The sequence below is a fragment of the Corynebacterium sp. ACRPO genome (assembly GCF_022347205.1).
In the GTDB taxonomy this organism is placed as follows: Bacteria; Actinomycetota; Actinomycetes; order Mycobacteriales; family Mycobacteriaceae; genus Corynebacterium.
The window spans coordinates 52177-70175 of sequence record NZ_JAKRNE010000012.1 but is presented as its reverse complement, the minus strand read 5'-3'; the positions used below and the strand labels follow the sequence as shown (position 1 = coordinate 70175).

At 57.9% G+C, this 17999-nt stretch carries 15 protein-coding genes, 1 pseudogene and 1 riboswitch; of the genes and pseudogenes, 9 read left to right on the top strand and 7 right to left on the bottom strand.

Annotated elements, in window-relative coordinates; all coding sequences use genetic code 11:
- A partial coding sequence (locus MHY22_RS08805) for a biotin/lipoyl-containing protein (RefSeq protein WP_304504388.1) occupies positions 1 to 809 on the bottom strand: 809 nt, incomplete at its 3' end.
- A gap of 125 nt (positions 810 to 934) precedes the next feature.
- Here MHY22_RS08805 and MHY22_RS08800 point away from each other — a divergent pair.
- Positions 935 to 1345, top strand: a complete 411-nt coding sequence (locus MHY22_RS08800; RefSeq protein ID WP_204608291.1) for an oxidoreductase — start codon at positions 935 to 937, stop codon at positions 1343 to 1345.
- Here MHY22_RS08800 and thiC read toward each other — a convergent pair.
- From thiC to MHY22_RS08785, 3 genes and pseudogenes are all read right to left on the bottom strand, one after another.
- Positions 1337 to 3117, bottom strand: a pseudogene (thiC, locus tag MHY22_RS08795) (phosphomethylpyrimidine synthase ThiC). The gene MHY22_RS08800 and the pseudogene thiC overlap by 9 nt on opposite strands.
- A riboswitch (TPP riboswitch) is annotated at positions 3116 to 3226 on the bottom strand. It overlaps the preceding pseudogene by 2 nt.
- Positions 3227 to 3542: 316 nt before the next feature.
- Positions 3543 to 4079: an isochorismatase family protein gene (locus MHY22_RS08790; RefSeq protein WP_239278976.1), complete on the bottom strand. Its 537-nt coding sequence runs from the start codon at positions 4077 to 4079 to the stop codon at positions 3543 to 3545.
- 38 nt (positions 4080 to 4117) lie between these two features.
- Positions 4118 to 5605, bottom strand: coding sequence for a leucyl aminopeptidase (locus MHY22_RS08785; protein ID WP_239278975.1), 1488 nt, complete (start codon positions 5603 to 5605; stop codon positions 4118 to 4120).
- Positions 5606 to 5709: 104 nt separating this feature from the next.
- Here MHY22_RS08785 and MHY22_RS08780 point away from each other — a divergent pair, with 104 nt between their 5' ends.
- A complete protein-coding gene (locus MHY22_RS08780; protein ID WP_255718195.1) occupies positions 5710 to 6807 on the top strand; it encodes a branched-chain amino acid aminotransferase in 1098 nt (365 codons plus the stop codon).
- A 7-nt stretch (positions 6808 to 6814) separates the two neighbouring features.
- Here the strand turns inward: MHY22_RS08780 and MHY22_RS08775 are convergent, their stop codons facing one another.
- Positions 6815 to 7609, bottom strand: a complete 795-nt coding sequence (locus MHY22_RS08775) for a nicotinate-nucleotide--dimethylbenzimidazole phosphoribosyltransferase (protein WP_239278973.1) — start codon at positions 7607 to 7609, stop codon at positions 6815 to 6817.
- Between the two features lie 11 nt (positions 7610 to 7620).
- A complete protein-coding gene (locus tag MHY22_RS08770; protein WP_225746698.1) occupies positions 7621 to 8313 on the bottom strand; it encodes a DUF3043 domain-containing protein in 693 nt (230 codons plus the stop codon).
- Positions 8314 to 8454: 141 nt separating this feature from the next.
- Here MHY22_RS08770 and MHY22_RS08765 point away from each other — a divergent pair, with 141 nt between their 5' ends.
- Positions 8455 to 8799, top strand: coding sequence for an iron-sulfur cluster assembly accessory protein (locus MHY22_RS08765; RefSeq protein WP_005324455.1), 345 nt, complete (start codon positions 8455 to 8457; stop codon positions 8797 to 8799).
- 65 nt (positions 8800 to 8864) lie between these two features.
- Here the strand turns inward: MHY22_RS08765 and asnB are convergent, their stop codons facing one another.
- Positions 8865 to 10787: an asparagine synthase (glutamine-hydrolyzing) gene (asnB, locus tag MHY22_RS08760; RefSeq protein WP_239278972.1), complete on the bottom strand. Its 1923-nt coding sequence runs from the start codon at positions 10785 to 10787 to the stop codon at positions 8865 to 8867.
- Between the two features lie 390 nt (positions 10788 to 11177).
- On the opposite strand from asnB, the gene MHY22_RS08755 reads away from it, so the two are divergent.
- From MHY22_RS08755 to MHY22_RS08730, 6 genes are all read left to right on the top strand, one after another.
- Positions 11178 to 12251: a cytochrome c oxidase subunit II gene (locus MHY22_RS08755; RefSeq protein WP_225746700.1), complete on the top strand. Its 1074-nt coding sequence runs from the start codon at positions 11178 to 11180 to the stop codon at positions 12249 to 12251.
- Between the two features lie 19 nt (positions 12252 to 12270).
- On the top strand, positions 12271 to 12702 hold the full coding sequence (locus MHY22_RS08750; protein ID WP_005328946.1) for a cytochrome c oxidase subunit 4: 432 nt from the start codon (positions 12271 to 12273) through the stop codon (positions 12700 to 12702).
- Positions 12703 to 13276: 574 nt separating this feature from the next.
- On the top strand, positions 13277 to 13861 hold the full coding sequence (locus MHY22_RS08745; protein ID WP_225746702.1) for a heme-copper oxidase subunit III: 585 nt from the start codon (positions 13277 to 13279) through the stop codon (positions 13859 to 13861).
- 53 nt (positions 13862 to 13914) lie between these two features.
- Complete coding sequence (locus MHY22_RS08740) at positions 13915 to 14802, top strand: c-type cytochrome (RefSeq protein ID WP_225746703.1); 888 nt, start codon at positions 13915 to 13917, stop codon at positions 14800 to 14802.
- Entirely contained in the window at positions 14799 to 16019 is a 1221-nt protein-coding gene (locus MHY22_RS08735) for a ubiquinol-cytochrome c reductase iron-sulfur subunit (RefSeq protein ID WP_198491715.1), read from the top strand. The genes MHY22_RS08740 and MHY22_RS08735 overlap by 4 nt, the downstream gene beginning before the upstream one ends.
- Positions 16019 to 17641 carry a cytochrome bc complex cytochrome b subunit gene (locus MHY22_RS08730; RefSeq protein WP_239228194.1) on the top strand — a complete coding sequence of 541 codons (1623 nt, stop codon included), beginning with the start codon at positions 16019 to 16021 and terminating at the stop codon, positions 17639 to 17641. Before MHY22_RS08735 ends, MHY22_RS08730 begins: the two co-directional genes overlap by 1 nt.
- The last annotated feature ends 358 nt before the right edge of the window (positions 17642 to 17999 follow it).

Below are 17999 nucleotides of genomic sequence, written 5' to 3'. Positions count from 1 at the left end.
AGCAGTGGTTCGTCTACCTCGACGGTGTCGCCGACGGACTTCAGCCACTGGGTGATGGTGCCTTCGGTGACGGATTCGCCGAGTTCTGGCATTTCCACGTCGGCTGCGTCGCCGGAGCCGCTGTTGGAGGAGTCAGCCTTCGCCTCTTCCTTTTCTTCGGCCTTCGGCTCTTCCTTCTTTTCTTCCTGTGGCTCTGGCTTGGCCTCGGAGGAGGATGCGGTGGCGTTTTCGTCACCGATGCGGGCGATGACTTCGCCGACCTCGATGGTGTCGTCCTCGTCGGCGAGGATTTCTACCAGGGTGCCTGCTACTGGGGAAGGAATTTCGGTGTCGACCTTGTCGGTGGAGACCTCGAGCAGTGGTTCGTCTACCTCGACGGTGTCGCCGACGGACTTCAGCCACTGGGTGATGGTGCCTTCGGTGACGGATTCGCCGAGTTCTGGCATTTCCACGTCGGCTGCGTCGCCGGAGCCGCCGTTGGAGGAGTCAGCCTTCGGCTCTTCCTTCTTTTCTTCTGCTTCTTCCTCGCCCTTATCAGCGGAGGAGTCGTTGGATGCGGAGCCTGCCTCATCCTCGTCACCGATGATGGCGATGACCTCGCCAACCTCGATGGTGTCATCCTCGTCAGCCTTAATTTCAATAATGGTGCCGGCTACGGGGGAGGGGATTTCGGTATCGACCTTATCGGTGGAGACCTCGAGCAATGGTTCGTCTACCTCGACGGTATCGCCGACGGACTTGAGCCACTGCGTGATGGTGCCTTCGGTTACGGATTCGCCCAGCTCGGGCATCTCAACGGAGTTCGCCATGAGTTATAAGACTCCTCGAAAGTTGGAAGTGTTCTATCGCTACCCGACAATCTTACAGCGTGATGCTCACCCTCGTGCAGATGTGGGGTTAGTAACTACCCTCCTTCCGGGTAAGCTAGGCAATTATGTTCAACCCTTTCCGCCGCAATAAGTCCAGATCGTCGCTGCGACCACCCCGCGGACCGGGGGAGACCGTCCGCCCGGAAGACGCGCAGGATCTGCAACAGTGGGCCGCCGGAAAGGCTTTTGTAGAAGCCTTTGTGGAGCCGGAAACGGTAGTCAATGAGATGTCCGTTGTTGTTGTGGATGAAAACGGCGATTTTATCCGGCGCCGTATTGGCGGGCCGAAAGGCATCGATGCGGTGGCCAAACTTTTGAGCTGCGATATTTATGACGTGGAAGAAACCGGCTATCCGCAGCGCATGCGCGATCGCATGGAAAGGCAGCGCATCTTGCGCAAAAGGGAAGAGCAAAGGCAACGCCGCGCCCGATTTGAGCGCGGCGAAAATCCCGATACAGGGCGAGAGCTAAGCTAGGTCAGCATCCTCGCGTAAATAAATTTGAGACCCGTTGCGGCGGAATTCGGCGGATTTTTCCTGCATACCTTCCTCTGGTACTGAGCCGTGGGCTGCCGCGCGGACCTGGTCGCCCAGCGTCGGCATGCCCAGCTCGGCCATTTGCCCGCCGAACATCTCGCGGATGTCTTGGCTAATGCGCATGGAGCAGAACTTCGGCCCACACATGGAACAAAAGTGTGCGGTCTTTGCTGGCTCAGCAGGCAACGTTTCATCGTGATAGGCCTGCGCGGTCTCTGGGTCGAGGGAGAGCGCAAATTGGTCATTCCAGCGAAATTCAAAGCGGGCCTTGCTCATGGCATCGTCCCAAGCGCGGGCGCCTGGATGTCCCTTGGCAACGTCCGCTGAATGCGCCGCAATCTTATAAGTAATGACGCCAGTTTTTACATCATCGCGGTTGGGCAGTCCCAAGTGCTCCTTCGGCGTGACATAGCACAACATGGCTGTACCACCCATTGCGATATGGGCGGCACCGATGGCGGAAGTGATGTGATCATAGCCAGGGGCGATATCGGTAACTAGAGGGCCGAGGGTATAGAAGGGGGCATCTGAAGCCCAGTCCTGTTCGAGTTCGTTGTTTTCTTGAATCATGTTGAGCGGCACGTGTCCGGGGCCTTCCACCATGACTTGGACGTCATACTCCCAGGCGCGGCGGGTAAGCTCGCCGATAGTCTTTAGCTCTGCAAATTGGGCAGCGTCGTTGGCATCGGCAAGGCTGCCGGGGCGCAGGCCGTCGCCAAGCGAAAATGCGACATCGTATTGAGCGAAAATCTCGCATAGCTCATCGAAGTGCTCGTACAGAAATGACTCTTTGTGGTGAGCAAGGCACCATCCCGCCATGATGGAGCCACCGCGGCTGACAATGCCGGTCACGCGATTGCTTGCTAGCGGTACATACGCCAAGAGCACACCGGCGTGAATGGTCATATAGTCCACACCCTGTTCGCATTGCTCGATGACGGTATCGCGGAAGATTTCCCAGTTCAGATCCTCTGCCACACATTGACCTTTTCCAATGCTTGGTAAATAGGCACGGTGCCAATGGGAACTGGGGAATTGCGGAGGATCCACTCGCGGGTGGTGTGGATATCGTCACCAGTGGAAAGATCCATCACGGTGTCCGCGCCCCACTGGGTAGCCCAGCGCAGTTTGGACACTTCTTCCTCGATGGAGGAGGTAACCGCGGAGTTGCCAATATTGGCGTTGATTTTGGTGAGAAATTTTCGCCCAATGATCATGGGCTCAGACTCGGGGTGGTTGACATTATTAGGGATAATGGCGCGGCCGCGAGCTACCTCAGCACGAACGAATTCCGGATCGCAGTGCTCACGCAGTGCTACGAATTCCATTTCGCGGGTGATGATTCCTTGGCGGGCGTAGTGCATTTGGGTTACGCGGCGCCCGGGCTGAGCCTTTAGCGGCGTGCGCTTAGAGCCTTTCCACTCTTGGGAAGACGCCCCGCGGCGCTGTGCGGCACGTCCATCGTCGGCCAGATCGCGGCCGCGACCGGCGTATTCTTCGGTATCTCCGCGCTCGCTAATCCACTCGCTACGCAAGGCCGGTAGCCCCACTTCAGGTGCGCATTCTGGCCCACGCGTGCGGTAGACGCGGAAGGGCTCATTGGGGCCTTGCGGGGAATCATCTAGTTGGATTTCGGTCTCTGGAACTTCTAGACCGTCGTGGTGAATGGGGGAATAGGAATGCTTAGGGTGGTTTTCTGGGGCAGCCGTCATGGCAAGCGCTCCTCTCTTCCTTCGTAGGTATTAACCAAACAGGTTCGAACGGTCTATGCGCAGCTTTAGCGCACTCTCAGCCCGTGCTCGGGCACCCGTGGGGACGCAAATCACCCTATAACAATCGTCTCGCGTAGCGCAGGGCTTTCGCCGTTTGGGTGGAGACGCATTTGTCGAGGTGAGGTAGTAGGAGCCTTGGTGGCATAATCCAACAGGAAACTTTCAGGTACTTGACACCCGGATCCAATTTCGATACCCCATACTTAAATCATGCGTTTGAGAGAGCGCATGCGAGAGAGATAGAGAGAACCCCTCCCGTTTCCAGAGGGCGGCTGCTTTAGCCGATAGATGGAAATACCTTGTAGAGAGACGTCAGCGGCCCTCGGACCACATTCGGTTCGAGGGTCGTAGGCGTCTTCATGTGTTTAGCAGATGGTGGCGCCGGCAGCGGCTAACTCTTGCAACGCGGCTTCGCCGCGTGCTTCGTCCACTGGGGAGCAATACTCACGCAATACGCGGACGGTAAAGCCCTCTTTAAGGGCGTCGGCAGCCGTGGCACGCACGCAGTGATCGGTGGCAATGCCCACGATATCCACGGCGTCTATGTGGCGCTCGCGCAACCAGTCAGCGAGCAAGGTGCCGTTCGCAGCGCCCTCGAATCCGGAATAGGCGGCGGTGTATTCGCCCTTGCGGAAGTAGGCTTGCGCCGGCCCGATGGCCTCATGCATGGCTGCCCCGTGGGACTCGGCTACGCAGTGCACCGGCCAAGAATCGACAAAATCCGGGTCCGTAGAAAAGTGAGAACCCGGATCGATGTGCCAATCCTGCGTGGCTACGACGGTTTCGTAATCCCGTTGCAGGGTAGCGATTTTTACAGCGACCTCGTTGCCCCGCTCGGTGCCTAAGGCGCCGCCGGGGCAGAAGTCATGTTGCACGTCAACGATGATTAAAGCAGGCTTCATGCTTCTAGGATTCTAAACGCACTAAGCCTGTTGTGGTGCTACTTTAATTCAGCAATCTCGCGCAAGGCGGCAACCACCGTGCGGGTGGGCACGCCGGTGCCCATCTTTGGGGTGTATCCATAAGCGCCCGTGGTGTTGAAGGAAGGGCCAGCCACATCGATATGGGCCCATTCGATTCCCTCGCCCACGAAGTGCTGGAGGTAGGTGCCGGCGTATTCCATGCCGCCCTCACGCTTGGCGTTGATATTGCGGATATCGGCGCTGGCAGATTTCACTGATTCTTCGTGTTCTTCCAGGAGCGGCATGGCCCAAGCCTTCTCGCCCACCTCGCGGCCGATCTCGGCCATGCGATCGCGGAATTCTTCCGAGCCCATCACACCGGCGGTGCGCTCACCCAAGGCGACCATCTGGGCGCCGGTCAAGGTCGCCGTTTCGATGAGGAAATCGGGGTTGTCCTCGCTGGCGCGCGCAATGGCGTCGGCAAGCACAAGGCGGCCCTCGGCGTCAGTGTTGAGAACCTCGGAGGTAATGCCGCCGTAGTGGGTGATGACGTCACCCGGGCGGGTAGCATCGCTGCCCGGCATGTTTTCCGCCAGCGGCAGGGTAGCGGTGATGCCCACCTTCAGGTTCAGCTTTGCCGCAGCGATGATGGCAGCGGCCATTGCAGCGGAACCGCCCATGTCAGAAATCATGTCCCACATCTTGGCGCCCGGCTTCAGGGAAATTCCGCCGGTATCAAAGGTAATGCCCTTGCCCACCAAAGCGACGTGTCGCTTGGCTTTCTTCGGCTTCCAGCTCAAGCGGACCAAGCGCGGCGGGCGGGCGGATCCGCGGCCGACGGCCATGATGCCACCAAAGCCCTGCTTTTCCAGCGCCTTTTCATCCAAGACCTCTACCTCAAGGCCGGCCTCTGCCGCTTGGGCAGACAGGAACGCCGCGTAGGTTTCTGGATAGAGCAGATTGGAAGGGGTATTGACGAGGTCGCGGGCGATGAGGACGGACTCGGCGGTAATTTTGGCGCTGTCGAACTCCTTTTGAGCGGACTTCTCCGCCACCACGGTGTAGGTGGTGGTCTCCGTTGCCGACTCGGAGCGCAGGCCAGAATACTTATAGCCGCCGAGGATAAGGCCTTCTACCACTGGGGTGATTCCAAAATCGCCCAGGGAGGTGGCTACGGCCCCCACCTTGGTGATAGAGCGGGCGGCTTGGCCGGCAGCGCGGCGCAGCGTCTCATCGTCAACTTCTTCCGCATCGCCCAAGCCAACGGCGATGATGGATGCTACGCCCGCCTTGGATGGGGCCGGCACGCGCGTGACCTCACCGGCCTTGCCAGAGGCCCCTACGGCCACCAGTGCTTCATAAGTGGAGCGCAGCGCCGCGCCCCCAAGCAGATCGGTGCCTGGCAGCTCTAGGCCGCCTTCGCCCTCGAAAGCGGCGATAAGTAGAGCTTCCGCCTTCTTAGGAACCTTCTTTCCCAGCTTTACCTGGGGAAAGTGGCCGCGTGCTGGTAGATCGGACTGTGCCATTTGTCTCCTCCTTTGTGGAAAGGCTTATCAATCTTCCCACCACTGTACCGCGCGGCGATGAACTTATTCCTGCCTTGCTATAGATAAAGGGGTAGATTGTGGGCATGCTTGATTACACGATTACTCGTACCGATAACCCCACGTCCACGGAAGACTTGAGCGACATCCTCGCCAACCCCGGCTTTGGCAAGCACTTTACAGACCACATGGTCACCATTGACTGGACCGAAGAAAAGGGGTGGCACAATGCTCAGGTGCGTCCGTACGGTCCGATGAGTATGGACCCGGCCAGCAACGTATTCCATTATGGCCAGGCGATCTTTGAGGGCATCAAGGCCTACCGACAGCCGGATGGTTCTATCGCTACTTTCCGGCCGGACCACAATGCACAGCGCTTAATCAACTCCGCTGAGCGCCTGGCTATGCCGGAGCTTCCGCAGGAGGAGTTTATTGAGTCCCTGCGCCAATTGGTGGAGGTGGATAAGGACTGGGTACCAGAAGCCGGCGGGGAAGCAGCGCTGTACCTGCGCCCGTTTATGATCTCCACCGAGGTCTCCTTGGGCGTTCACCCCGCCAATTCCTACCGCTATGTGCTCATTGCCTCCCCAGCGGGTTCCTACTTCAGCGGCGGAATCAAGCCGGTTTCGGTGTGGCTATCCACTGACTACGTGCGCGCAGCCCCTGGCGGCACCGGCGCGGCCAAGTTTGCGGGCAACTATGCAGGCTCGCTCTTGGCGCAGGCCCAGGCAGATGAAAAGGGGTGTGACCAGGTTGTCTGGTTGGATGCCATTGAGCGCCGCTACATCGAGGAGATGGGCGGAATGAACCTGATGTTTGTGTATGGCTCTGGTGATAGCGCGGAGATTGTTACACCAGAACTATCGGGCTCTTTGCTGCCCGGCATTACCCGCGAATCCCTATTGCAGGTAGCGCAGGATTTGGGCTACGAGGTCACCGAGCGCCGCATTACTACAGAAGAGTGGCAGCGCGATGCCGAATCCGGCGCTATGTCAGAGGCCTTTGCTTGTGGCACTGCCGCGGTTATTACGCCGGTGGGTCACGTGTTGGGAGACTCTGCCGACTTCCAGGTCAATGGCAATGAAGCGGGGGAGATCACCATGGCCCTGCGCGAGCGCCTCACCGGTATCCAGCGCGGCGCAGTGGAGGATACCCACGGTTGGCTCCATACCCTAGTGAAGTAGTCCCCGGTTAGGCGTCCGCAGCGATCTCCACTCCGGTCAGCAACATTGGCAGCGCCGCGAGCGCGCCTAGTGCAGGTTGTGGCTCCATTCCCAGTTCCAGCAGGGGATGGAGCCCTAGCTTTTCCAGTGCCAACTTATGCGCAGGGGCAGTGGACAGCGTGGTGGCGAAAAGCCATTCTTTCACGCCGGGGTTATCGCGCTCGGCAAGGAGCGCGGCGGTGGCGGTCAAGGGGGCATCGATAAGCAGGGGCGTGCGGCGCTCCGCGGCTCGGGCAATGAACCCCACCGTGGCTGCCAGCACCGTGGACTGGCACGATTCAACCAGCTCCATGCCCTCGAGGTTGCGGGCGCGGAACATAGCGTCCCGGATTGCGGTGACCTCGCGCTTCCAGGTTTCTACGCTGCGCTGCTTGCCGACGATCACTACCGGTTCCGTTTGCGTCATCGTCGCCATGACCACGGCCGGTACTCGGGCGAGCTCTTCGCCGCCGGGAATCAGTAGGTCAGCCCCGGCATCAATTTCCGCATCCGCTGTTGCGGCTCCAAGGCTGTAGGCTTGGGAATAATCCGTCACGGTGACTACATTCAGCCCGGCCTCGGCGCGACGCGCGGCGGTCTCAGCGGCCGAAAGCGAGGTCTCTTGATCCGCGAAAATCACGGCCCGCACGCGCCGCGGCTCATGGGCAGGTGCCGCGCCTTGGCAAGCAGCCAGCCATTGAGCGGCGTCGGTCAGGCGCCCCCAAGGGGCGAGCTGCGCGTCCTGTGCGGTATGTGCCTGCTTATCGGGCTGCGGAATGGCCATGAGTAGTCCCCCTAAACGTCAGCACCGAGCTCCACGCGGGGGCGCGGGATGCGCCACTTGCGCGGCTGGCTGGCGCGAGAATACGCATAAAAACCAAGACTAAAGCCGGCTTCGGTGGTGCCAGGGAACTTGGCGCGCACGGCATTATTGCAGCGGCGGGCCAAAATGACGCCCTCGATGGCGAAGATTACGAGGATAACCATCGCTACCGCGTTGATGATTGTTGCAATGCTGGGTACCGCGTAGGTCAAGAACATGACCACGATGAGCACCAAGGCCATCGGCATGACCCAGTTGCTCAGGCTGCGGCGGGCATCCACCCAATCGCGCACATAGGCGCGCACTTCACCCTGGTCGCGGGCGGGGAGGAAGCGCGGATCGCCTTCTGCCATGCGGGCCTGCTGCTCGCGGTTGGCCTGCTGGCGCTCTTGGCGCTCCTTCTTCTTATATTCCTTCCACTCGTCCTTGCTCATGGACTTCTTCATGTCCTTGCGGTGCTGGTAGCGCTGCGCATCGGACATGCCATTGGGATCGCGCTTTACGCCGCGCGCAATCTCTTGCTCTGCGCGCTTTGGCGTAGGACGACCCTTCGGTGGGGTGTAGCCCTTGCGCTGGGGCTCTTCCTGAACTTTGGCCTGAGCTTTGTCCTGTACAGGGGCGGGTTCAGTGGAGGTCTTGTCATCTTTTTGCCACGGGAGTTTCACGCTCCTCACACTACAAGGTTTAGGTGTGAATAGGGGAATAGGCCCGGCCCAGATGGTGTTGTAGGTATGGGCTACCTTTTCCCACCTGAACTAACCGGGTAGGGTAGTGGCAACGAATCCAATACTTATTGAGGAGAAGTGATGACCGCTCCAGCTTCCGCAACCGGCGTCATTCTGACTGAAGCAGCAGCCGCAAAGGCAAAGGCGCTGCTTGATCAGGAAGGCCGCGACGATCTCTCTCTGCGCATTGCCGTCCAGCCTGGTGGCTGCGCTGGCCTGCGCTACCAGCTCTACTTTGATGACCGCACCTTGGATGGTGACAAGGTTGACCAGGTAGGCGGCGTAAACCTCGTTGTGGACAAGATGTCCGTTCCCTACCTGACCGGTGCCAAGATTGACTTCGCTGACACCATCGAGTCCCAGGGATTCACCATTGATAACCCGAATGCCACCGGCTCTTGCGCTTGTGGCGATTCCTTCAACTAAATAGAAGGACAGAAAAGAGGGTGGGTGCCACTGGCACCCACCCTCTTTGTATGTGTGGAAGGCTCTTAGAGCTTGACTGGGTAGTCGCGCTGCTCGATCTGCGGATCGATGCGTTTTTCCACAAAGATGCCGTGCCAGATTATAAAGGACAGCACGGTCCACAAGCGGCGGGAGTGATCGGAAACGCCGTCGCGGTGCTCCTTGAGCATCTCGAGAACTTCCTTCTTATTGAAGATGTCCTCGGTCTGGGATTCATTGATGGTGTCCTGGGCCCAGCCATAAAGCTCATCGCCGGCCAGCCAGTGGCGCATCGGCACTGGGAAACCCAGCTTCTTGCGGTGCAGAACATGCGCCGGCACGATCTGTTCCATGGCCTTGCGCAGGGCGTATTTGGTGGTGCCGTGCGAGATCTTCAGGTCATAAGGGATGGACTCGGCAACCTTGAAGACTTCCTTGTCCAAGAAGGGCACGCGCAGCTCCAGCGAGTTGGCCATATTGATCTTATCGGCCTTGACCAGGATGTCACCGCGCATCCAGGTGAATAGATCCAAGTGCTGCATGCGGGCAACCGGATCAAAGTTCTCGGACTGGGCGTAGATGGGGGCGGTAACCTCACGGTGGTCCCATTCGCGCTTTGCCCACGGGATAACGCGCTGCATCTGCTCAAAGTTGAAGGAACGAGCGTTGCCGTAGTAGCGCTCTTCCATCGTCATCGAGCCGCGATTAAGCAGGGACTTGCCCTTCATGCCCTCGGGCAGAACCTGCGAGAGCTTGCCCAGACCGCGACGCAGTGGGGACGGAATCTTCTCAAATGGGGCGAGGGACAGTGGTTCCTTGTAAATGGTGTAGCCGCCAAAGAGCTCGTCTGCGCCCTCGCCGGAAAGAACTACCTTGACGTGTTTGCGGGCCTCCTGCGCCACAAAGTAGAGCGGTACCAGCGAGGGATCAGCCACCGGATTGTCCAGGTACCACATGATCTTCGGGATGGACTCGGCATATTCTTCAGGGGATACAATCTTGACGATGTGCTCCACACCAATAGCTTCCGCAGACTCTGCCGCGACATCGACCTCAGAATATCCCTCGCGCTCGAAGCCGGTGGTAAAGGTCAGTAGATCTGGGTTGTGGCGCTTGGCCAGTGTGGCAATAGCGGTGGAGTCAATGCCGCCAGATAGGAAGGAACCCACGGTGACGTCGGCACGCATGTGCTTAGCGACGGAATCTTCGAGCGCCTCTGCAATGCGGTTAAACAGCTGCTGCTCTTCGCCTTGCTTTACCTGCTGCACAGGGAAACGGGGCTTGAAGTACCGCTCGGAGACGACATCCTCGCCCGGGCGAAGAGTGACAGTGCAGCCGGATTCAACGCGGCGAATATTCGCGTGGAGAGATTCTGGCTCCGGGACATACTGCAGGTCCACATAGTGTTCAATGGCGCGTCGGTCAAGGTTGAGTTCTAGACCAATCTCGTCTGCCATTTCAAGGATGCACTTCATCTCGGAAGCGAAGACAGTTCCTGCTGGGGTGGTGGCGTAATACAGCGGCTTGATGCCAAATTGATCACGGGCAGCAAACATCGTCTTGGTGTGGGTATCCCAGATGACGATGCCAAACATGCCGCGCAGGTGGTTAACCACATCCTTGCCCCAGTGGTGGTAGCCCACCACAATGGGCTCGCCATCACCCTCGGTGTGGAAGGTGTAGCCGAGACCGGTGAGCTCCTCGCGTAGCTCTACGTAGTTGTAGATTTCACCATTAAAGGTCATGGCGTAGCGGTCAGGCTGGTCCTTCGGGCCCCAGCGGAGGGGCTGATGGGAATGCTCCAAGTCAATAATGGACAGACGATTGAAGCCGAAGGCGGCATCGCCGTCATGCCACGTGCCGGCCGCGTCTGGACCGCGGTGGCGCATGCAGGGCAGGGATCGTTCCAGCGCATCAACGTACTTATCTACGTTGCCTGTGGCGGCGAGCATGCCAAGAAGTCCGCACATGTAAAGATTGCTCCTTATATATAAGCGTCTATTGCTAGTCACCCACTTTACGGCTAGAGAGCGTGAAACCAGAACACGCCACGGCTTAAGGAAACCTGCCGACTGCCTTGGAATTAGCTTCCCCGATAGGGGTGCGAACTTTCGGATGATGGCTCCATGAGAATCCTGTGAATTGGCGCACACGAAGTCTATGGATACTGGGGGTGCGGTTGGAACATTGTGCAGGTGGGGCGGTAACCTACCAGAAGGAGAATATGAAATGAGCACACTAGGTGCCCTTTTGTGCCTTTAAACAGGCTGGGAATCTGGCAATTATCCTCTATTCTGATTGGGTAAGAGTGCTCTGTGAGTATTCGAGAAGTTTTGTGTGGACAGAAAGGCAGAACACACGTGGGACAGCGTAATAAGCGCACCTTTGCCCGCAAGGCGGGCGTAGCTGGCGCACTTGCCCTGGGTGGACTCGCTCTGGCAGGTTGTGACGTTCAGGCGCCAACTGCTGTAGAGAACCTCCTTGGATTCGGTTGGCCGAAGGGTATTACTCCTGAGGCAGAGGCCATGTACAACTTCTGGATTTGGGTCTGGGTTGCCGCATGGATCGTTGGTTTTATTATGTGGGGCCTGTTCCTCACTGCAATCTTCCGCTGGAGCGCGAAGAAGGCGAAGAAGGATGGCAAGGGCGAGTTCCCGCGCCAGATCCAGTACAACGTTCCGCTGGAGATGGTTCTGACCATCGTCCCGATCCTTATCATTATGGGCCTGTTCTTCTTCACCGTTCAGACTCAGCAGAAGGTCACTGCCTTGGATAAGGATCCGAAGGTTGTCGTCGACGTCACCGCGTTCCAGTGGAACTGGAAGTTTGGTTACGCCGAGAACCATGTCAATGGTGAGAACTACGACGGTGCCGACAAGGAGCGTCAGGCTGAGGCAGAGAAGACTGCTCACGACCCTGAGGGTGTGGACAACCCGAACCCAATCCACGGCAAGTCCATGGGCGACCTTTCCTACCTGAACTACAACAAGATTGAGACCGTCGGTACCACCGAAGAGGTTCCGGTTCTGGTCCTTCCTTCCGATACCGCGATTGAGTTCCGTCTGGCTTCCGGCGACGTTTCCCACGCATTCTGGGTACCGGAGTTCTTGTTCAAGCGCGACGTCTACGCACACCCCGAGGCAAACGCTCAGGAGCGTAGCTTCCAGGTAGAAAAGATTGAGAAGCAGGGCGCATTCGTTGGCCGTTGTGCTGAGATGTGCGGTACCTACCACTCGATGATGAACTTCGAAATCCGCGTTGTCTCTCCGGAGGACTTCAACACCTACCTGAAGTTCCGCGAGGACAACCCAGAAGCCACCAACGCGGAAGCTCTGGAAGAAATCGGTCAGGACCCATACGCGGTAACCACCCAACCGTTCTCCGGCGAGCGTGACACCGCTAAGGGCGATAACTACGTGAACACCGCGGCATAAGAGATAAGGACACAACACAATGCGTGCAACATCGAAAGTCTTTTACTCAATCGCGACGTACCTTCTTGTCTCGCTGATTGTCTATATCTTCGGCGTCACCTTCGTTAAGGACGACGGCTACCTCTACGGTGCCGAGTGGGTTGGCATCGTCGGCATGTTCCTCGCCTTCCTGCTGTGCATGATGCTGGGTGCTTACCTTCACTTCACTGATGACCGCAGTGACGTCCTGCCAGAGGATTGGGAAGAGGCAGAAACTGAAGATGCCGCTGGTATCCTTGGTTTCTTCTCCCCAGGCTCCATCTGGCCGCTGGCTATGACTGGCGCCATTGGTCTCCTCGGCTTGGGAATCATTTTCCTCTACTTCTGGCTGATTGCCCTCGGCGCTGTCTGCCTCATCGCGGCCTGCACCGGCCTGTCCCTGCAGTACGGCCTACCGAAGGAAAAACACTAATTCCTCGATGTAAAGGAATCCCTGCCTAAAACTTCTCCGCCCTCCTAGCCATCATGGCTAGGAGGGCTTTGGCGATCCAGCGTCGTCTGTCGCGTCATAAAGTTCCCGAGATTTCTGAAAAGTTTTGCCGGTGGGGGAGTGACACCTGACTGTGTGACGTATTGTCGACTAGTCTTCTTCTGCATTCTGGCACGTAGAAGCCGATTTTAGCGGGGGTCGTTCGAAAGTTGTAAAGCTGGGCGTTTAGGGGGCTCGTGGAATGTGATTTATCTCTCTGGATGACTGGCATCGGGTGCGCTAATTGGCGCATCGACAAGTGTGGGCCGCAGGCGTCTGGGGTGCTTAGGAATTTCAAGGTAGGGCCCAGCTGGTGGTGTCACCTGCATCAATGGGGCGTCGGAAAGCGGGGCAAAAAGTTCCCGTTTGGAGGAATATTGTTTTTGGCCCTCGCGAGCTGAACGTTCGCTGGATGAAGTATCAAAAACGAATAGAGAAAGCGGGGGGAATCGAGGTGACTTTAGCGCCCAGAACAGCCATAATAGCCACTGTGACGAGCGTAGTTTCTAACCAAGGTATGACAGCACCACGTGCTGCCTCGCTGAACCGACCCAATATGGTCAGCGTGGGCACCATCGTGTTCCTGTCTCAGGAATTGATGTTCTTTGCCGGACTGTTCGCGATGTGGTTTACCTCGCGAGCAAACGGTCAGGAAGGCGATTGGGCGGAGCACACCGCCCATATCAACCTGCCCATGGGTTTCCTCATTACGGCAGTGCTGATTTCTTCTTCTGTGACCTCGCAGTTCGGCGTGTTTGCCGCAGAAAGGGGTGACGTTTACAAGCTTCGACTCTGGTACACCGTGACGCTAGTGCTAGGCGTTGTGTTCTTGGGCATCATGGCGTTCGAGTGGGCCGAGTTGATTCACGCAGGTGTGACTGTCCAGGCCAGCGTCTTTGGCTCGGTGTTCTATATCATCACCGGCTTCCACGCTGCGCACGTGACCGCGGGCCTGATTTCTTTTGCAATCATTCTCGCGCGCGTTGCTAAGTCCAAGTTCACGCCGGCACAGGCGACCGCAGCAATGGCAGTGTCCTACTACTGGCACTTCGTTGACGTTGTGTGGATCGGCGTTTTCACCGTTATTTACTTGGTTCAGTAGCACTGGCCAAGATCCCCAAACAGTCCTCCCGTGTTCGAGTTATCTAAAGGAAAATGATGGATAACAATTCGCAGTCCGTGGCAGTGGAGCAGACCACTGCGGCGGCTAAGAAGACCCGCCGTCGCCGCAAGGCGAAGCGCACCCTTGCCGGTGGCTTCGCTTTGGCGATTGGCCTGTCCGGTGCGGGCGTCTTGGCTTCTGCCTTGACCCCGGACGCACAGGTCGCCACGGCGGAAAAAGATGACCAAGCCCTCGTCCAAGAGGGTAAGGACATCTATGACACCGCTTGTATCACCTGCCACGGTGCCAATCTGCAGGGCATCGAAGGTCGCGGTCCGTCCCTCGTTGGTGTCGGTGCTGGTTCCGTGTACTTCCAGGTGCACTCCGGCCGTATGCCGATGATGTCTAACGACGCACAGGCAGAGCGTAAGGCTCCCCGCTACACTGAGCAGCAGACTCTGGCGTTGGCTGCATATGTTGCAGCCAACGGCGGCGGCGCTGACATTGTCTACAACGATGACGGAAGCGTTGCCCAAGAATCGCTGCGTGGTGCTAACTATAACGGCGAAATCCAGGCAGAAGACATAGCGAAGGGCTCCGAGCTCTTCCGCATGAACTGCGCATCCTGCCACAACTTCACCGGCCAGGGCGGCGCACTGTCTTCCGGTAAGTTCGCTCCGGAGCTGGCTCCGGCAAGTGAGCAGGAGATCTACCAGGCTATGCTGACCGGCCCGCAGAACATGCCTAAGTTCTCTGACCGCCAGCTGACCGCAGACGAGAAGAAGGACATTATTGCCTACCTCAAGTCTGCAAAGGAAACTCCTTCCCCAGCAGGTTGGGACCTTGGTGGTCTCGGCCCAGTAGCGGAAGGCCTGGCAATGTGGATCATCGGCATTAGCGCCCTGTGCGCTGCCGCTATGTGGATTGGATCGCGCTCATGAGCAATGTGAAGAAGAATTACACTAACGCTGAGCTCGACAAGATGAGCAACGATGAACTCGCTGCTCTTGGTACCGAGCTCGACGACGTCACCGTTGCGTTCCGCAAGGAGCGTTTCCCAGTCGAAGGCGACCCAGCAGAAAAGCGCGCTGGACGTAACGTTGCTATCTGGTTGTTCCTGTCCGTCATCGGCGGCCTTGGATTCCTTGGCGTTTACCTGTTCTGGCCGTGGCAGTACAAGCAGCTGGGGGAGGAGGGCCACATTTGGCACACTCTCTACACTCCGTTGCTAGGTATTACTGCAGCCCTCGCAATTTGTGGCTTGGGCATCGCCATCGTCCAGTACGTTAAGAAGATTCTCCCGGAGGAGATCTCCGTTCAGCGTCGTCACGATGGTCCTTCCGAAGAGGTTGACCGCCGTACCCTGACCGCCCTTCTGAACGATTCTTGGAAGACCTCGACTCTTGGTCGCCGCAAGACCGTTCAGGGTCTGCTGGGCGGCGCCGGCGTTCTGTTCGGTCTAACCGTGATTGCTCCGCTTGGTGGCGCAATCAAGAACCCTTGGAAGGTTCGCCACAATATGAACTATGCCGGCGACGGCACCCTGTGGACTTCCGGTTGGACCCTGCACAATGAAGGTGTCAAGCTTTACCTGGCCCGCGACACCGGTACTATTGCCGAGAAGCACTCTGGCGAAACCGGTGAGCACTACAGCACCAAGGGTGTTACCCGCTTGGTTCGTGTGCGCCCGGAGGATCTGGCGGCAGGCGGCATGGAGACCGTCTTCCCGCTGGCAGAAGAAGACGTTAACGATGGCGACAAGTACGATGCCGAGCGCGATGTCTACGAGCACCACATGCACTCGATTCACGGCAACCGCAATGCGGTCATGCTGATTCGCCTGCGTCACAACGACGCTCAGAAGGCAATCGAGCGCGAAGGTCAGGAAGACTTCCACCACGGCGATTACTACGCCTACTCCAAGATCTGTACCCACATCGGTTGCCCGACCTCTCTGTATGAGGCGCAGACCAACCGAATCCTGTGCCCGTGCCACCAGTCGCAGTTCGACGCTTTGCAGTACGGTAAGCCGGTCTTCGGCCCGGCTGCCCGCGCACTGCCACAGCTGCCTATCACGGTGGATGACGAGGGCTACCTCGTTGCACAGGGCAACTTCATTGAGCCTGTCGGCCCGGCATTCTGGGAGCGTAAGTCATAATGAGCAATAAACTCGCCCAAATGGGCAACAACATGGATGAGCGCTATAGCGCCGCCGGCGTGTTGAGGACTCAGCTGAACAAGGTCTTTCCGACCCACTGGTCCTTCATGCTTGGTGAGATGGCGCTATACAGCTTCATCATTCTTGTACTGACCGGTATCTACCTGGCGCTGTTCTTCGACCCGTCCATCACCAAGGTCATTTACGACGGCACCTATGCACCGCTTAATGGTGTAGAAATGTCCCGCGCATACGCCACCGCGCTGGATATCTCTTTTGAAGTTCGTGGTGGCTTGTTCGTGCGCCAGATGCACCACTGGGCAGCTCTGCTGTTCATGATGTCCATGGTTGCGCACATGCTGCGTATCTTCTTCACTGGCGCGTTCCGTCGTCCGCGTGAAGCAAACTGGATTATCGGTTGCGCACTTATCCTGCTGGGCATGATCGAGGGCTTCCTTGGTTACTCCCTGCCGGATGACCTGCTTTCCGGTGTTGGTCTGCGAATCATGTCCGCCATCATCCTGGGTCTGCCGATTATCGGCACCTGGCTGCACTGGGCAATCTTTAGCGGTGACTTCCCGTCCGACCTGATGCTGGATCGTTTCTACATCCTGCACGTTCTGGTTATTCCGGGCATCATCCTTGGCCTGATTGCAGCCCACCTGATTATGGTTTGGTTCCAGAAGCACACCCAGTTCCCTGGACCGGGCCGTGCGGAGAACAACGTCGTTGGCGTCCGCATTATGCCGGTCTTCGCCACCAAGGCTATTGGTATGGGCATGATGGTTGCTGGCGTACTGGCGCTGATGTCTGGTCTGCTGACCATCAACGCCATCTGGACACTTGGACCTTATAACCCATCCCAGGTTTCCGCTGGTTCTCAGCCGGATATTTACATGCTGTGGACTGATGGTGTTGCCCGTGTCATGCCGGCTTGGGAACTCTACATTGGCAACTACACCATTCCTTCCGCGTTCTGGGTAGCTCTGCTGTGTGGCCTCATGGTCGTCCTGCTAATGGCGTACCCGTTCTTGGAGAAGAAGTTCACCGGTGACGATGCACACCACAACCTGCTGCAGCGTCCGCGCGATGTTCCTACCCGCTCCGCTATCGGCGCTGCTGCCATCGTGTTCTTCCTGCTGGTCACCCTGTCCGGTGGTAACGACCACGTGGCACACTTCTTCCAGATTTCGCTGAACGCTATGACCTGGGTTGGTCGTATCGGCCTCATCGTGCTTCCTCCGATTGCGTACTTCATGACCTACCGCATTTGCGTTGGTTTGCAGCGCTCTGACCGGGAGGTTCTCGAGCACGGTATTGAAACCGGCGTTATCAAGCAGATGCCGAATGGTGCCTTCATCGAGGTTCACCAGCCGCTCGGCCCGGTTGATGCCGAAGGCCACCCGGTTCCGCTCGAGTATGCAGGCGCTCAGGTGCCGAAGCAGCTGAACCACCTCGGACTCGCTGACTCCGAGACCCAGGGCACCTTCAGCCCTGATGATTCGGCCCTCATGCACCGAGTGCACGAAATCCACTCGGATAACCACGACGAGGAAGCGGAGATGTTCCGCCGCCTCAACGAGGCTAACCGCCGTGAGGACGAGGAAAACGGCCGCATTTAGCCGCTTTTCCTGAGGATTACTCGAAACGCGCTCACAGAACCGCCCTTGCTCCTGCTGAAGGAGCAAGGGCGGTTTGCGTATGTACAGATAGATTCCGACCCCAGTCCTCATCCTTCTGGCTGCTACAGGAGTTGTTGAAGGGGAGCTGTTGCGTGCCTGTGAGTATTTATGAATCTAGAAGCATCTGAAGAACTGCTGAAGCTTGTTGTGCAGCCGGTTTAGTACATGTTCTGGTGCGCGGATTGTCGATAGTTTGCGGTTTTGTCGTGCTTTACAGTTTCAGGAGCCTAGTGCGTGGGCTCAGGTGGGTGTGCATGCCGAAAGGCTTTATTGTCTAGAGGTACGCTGCGCTCGTCGC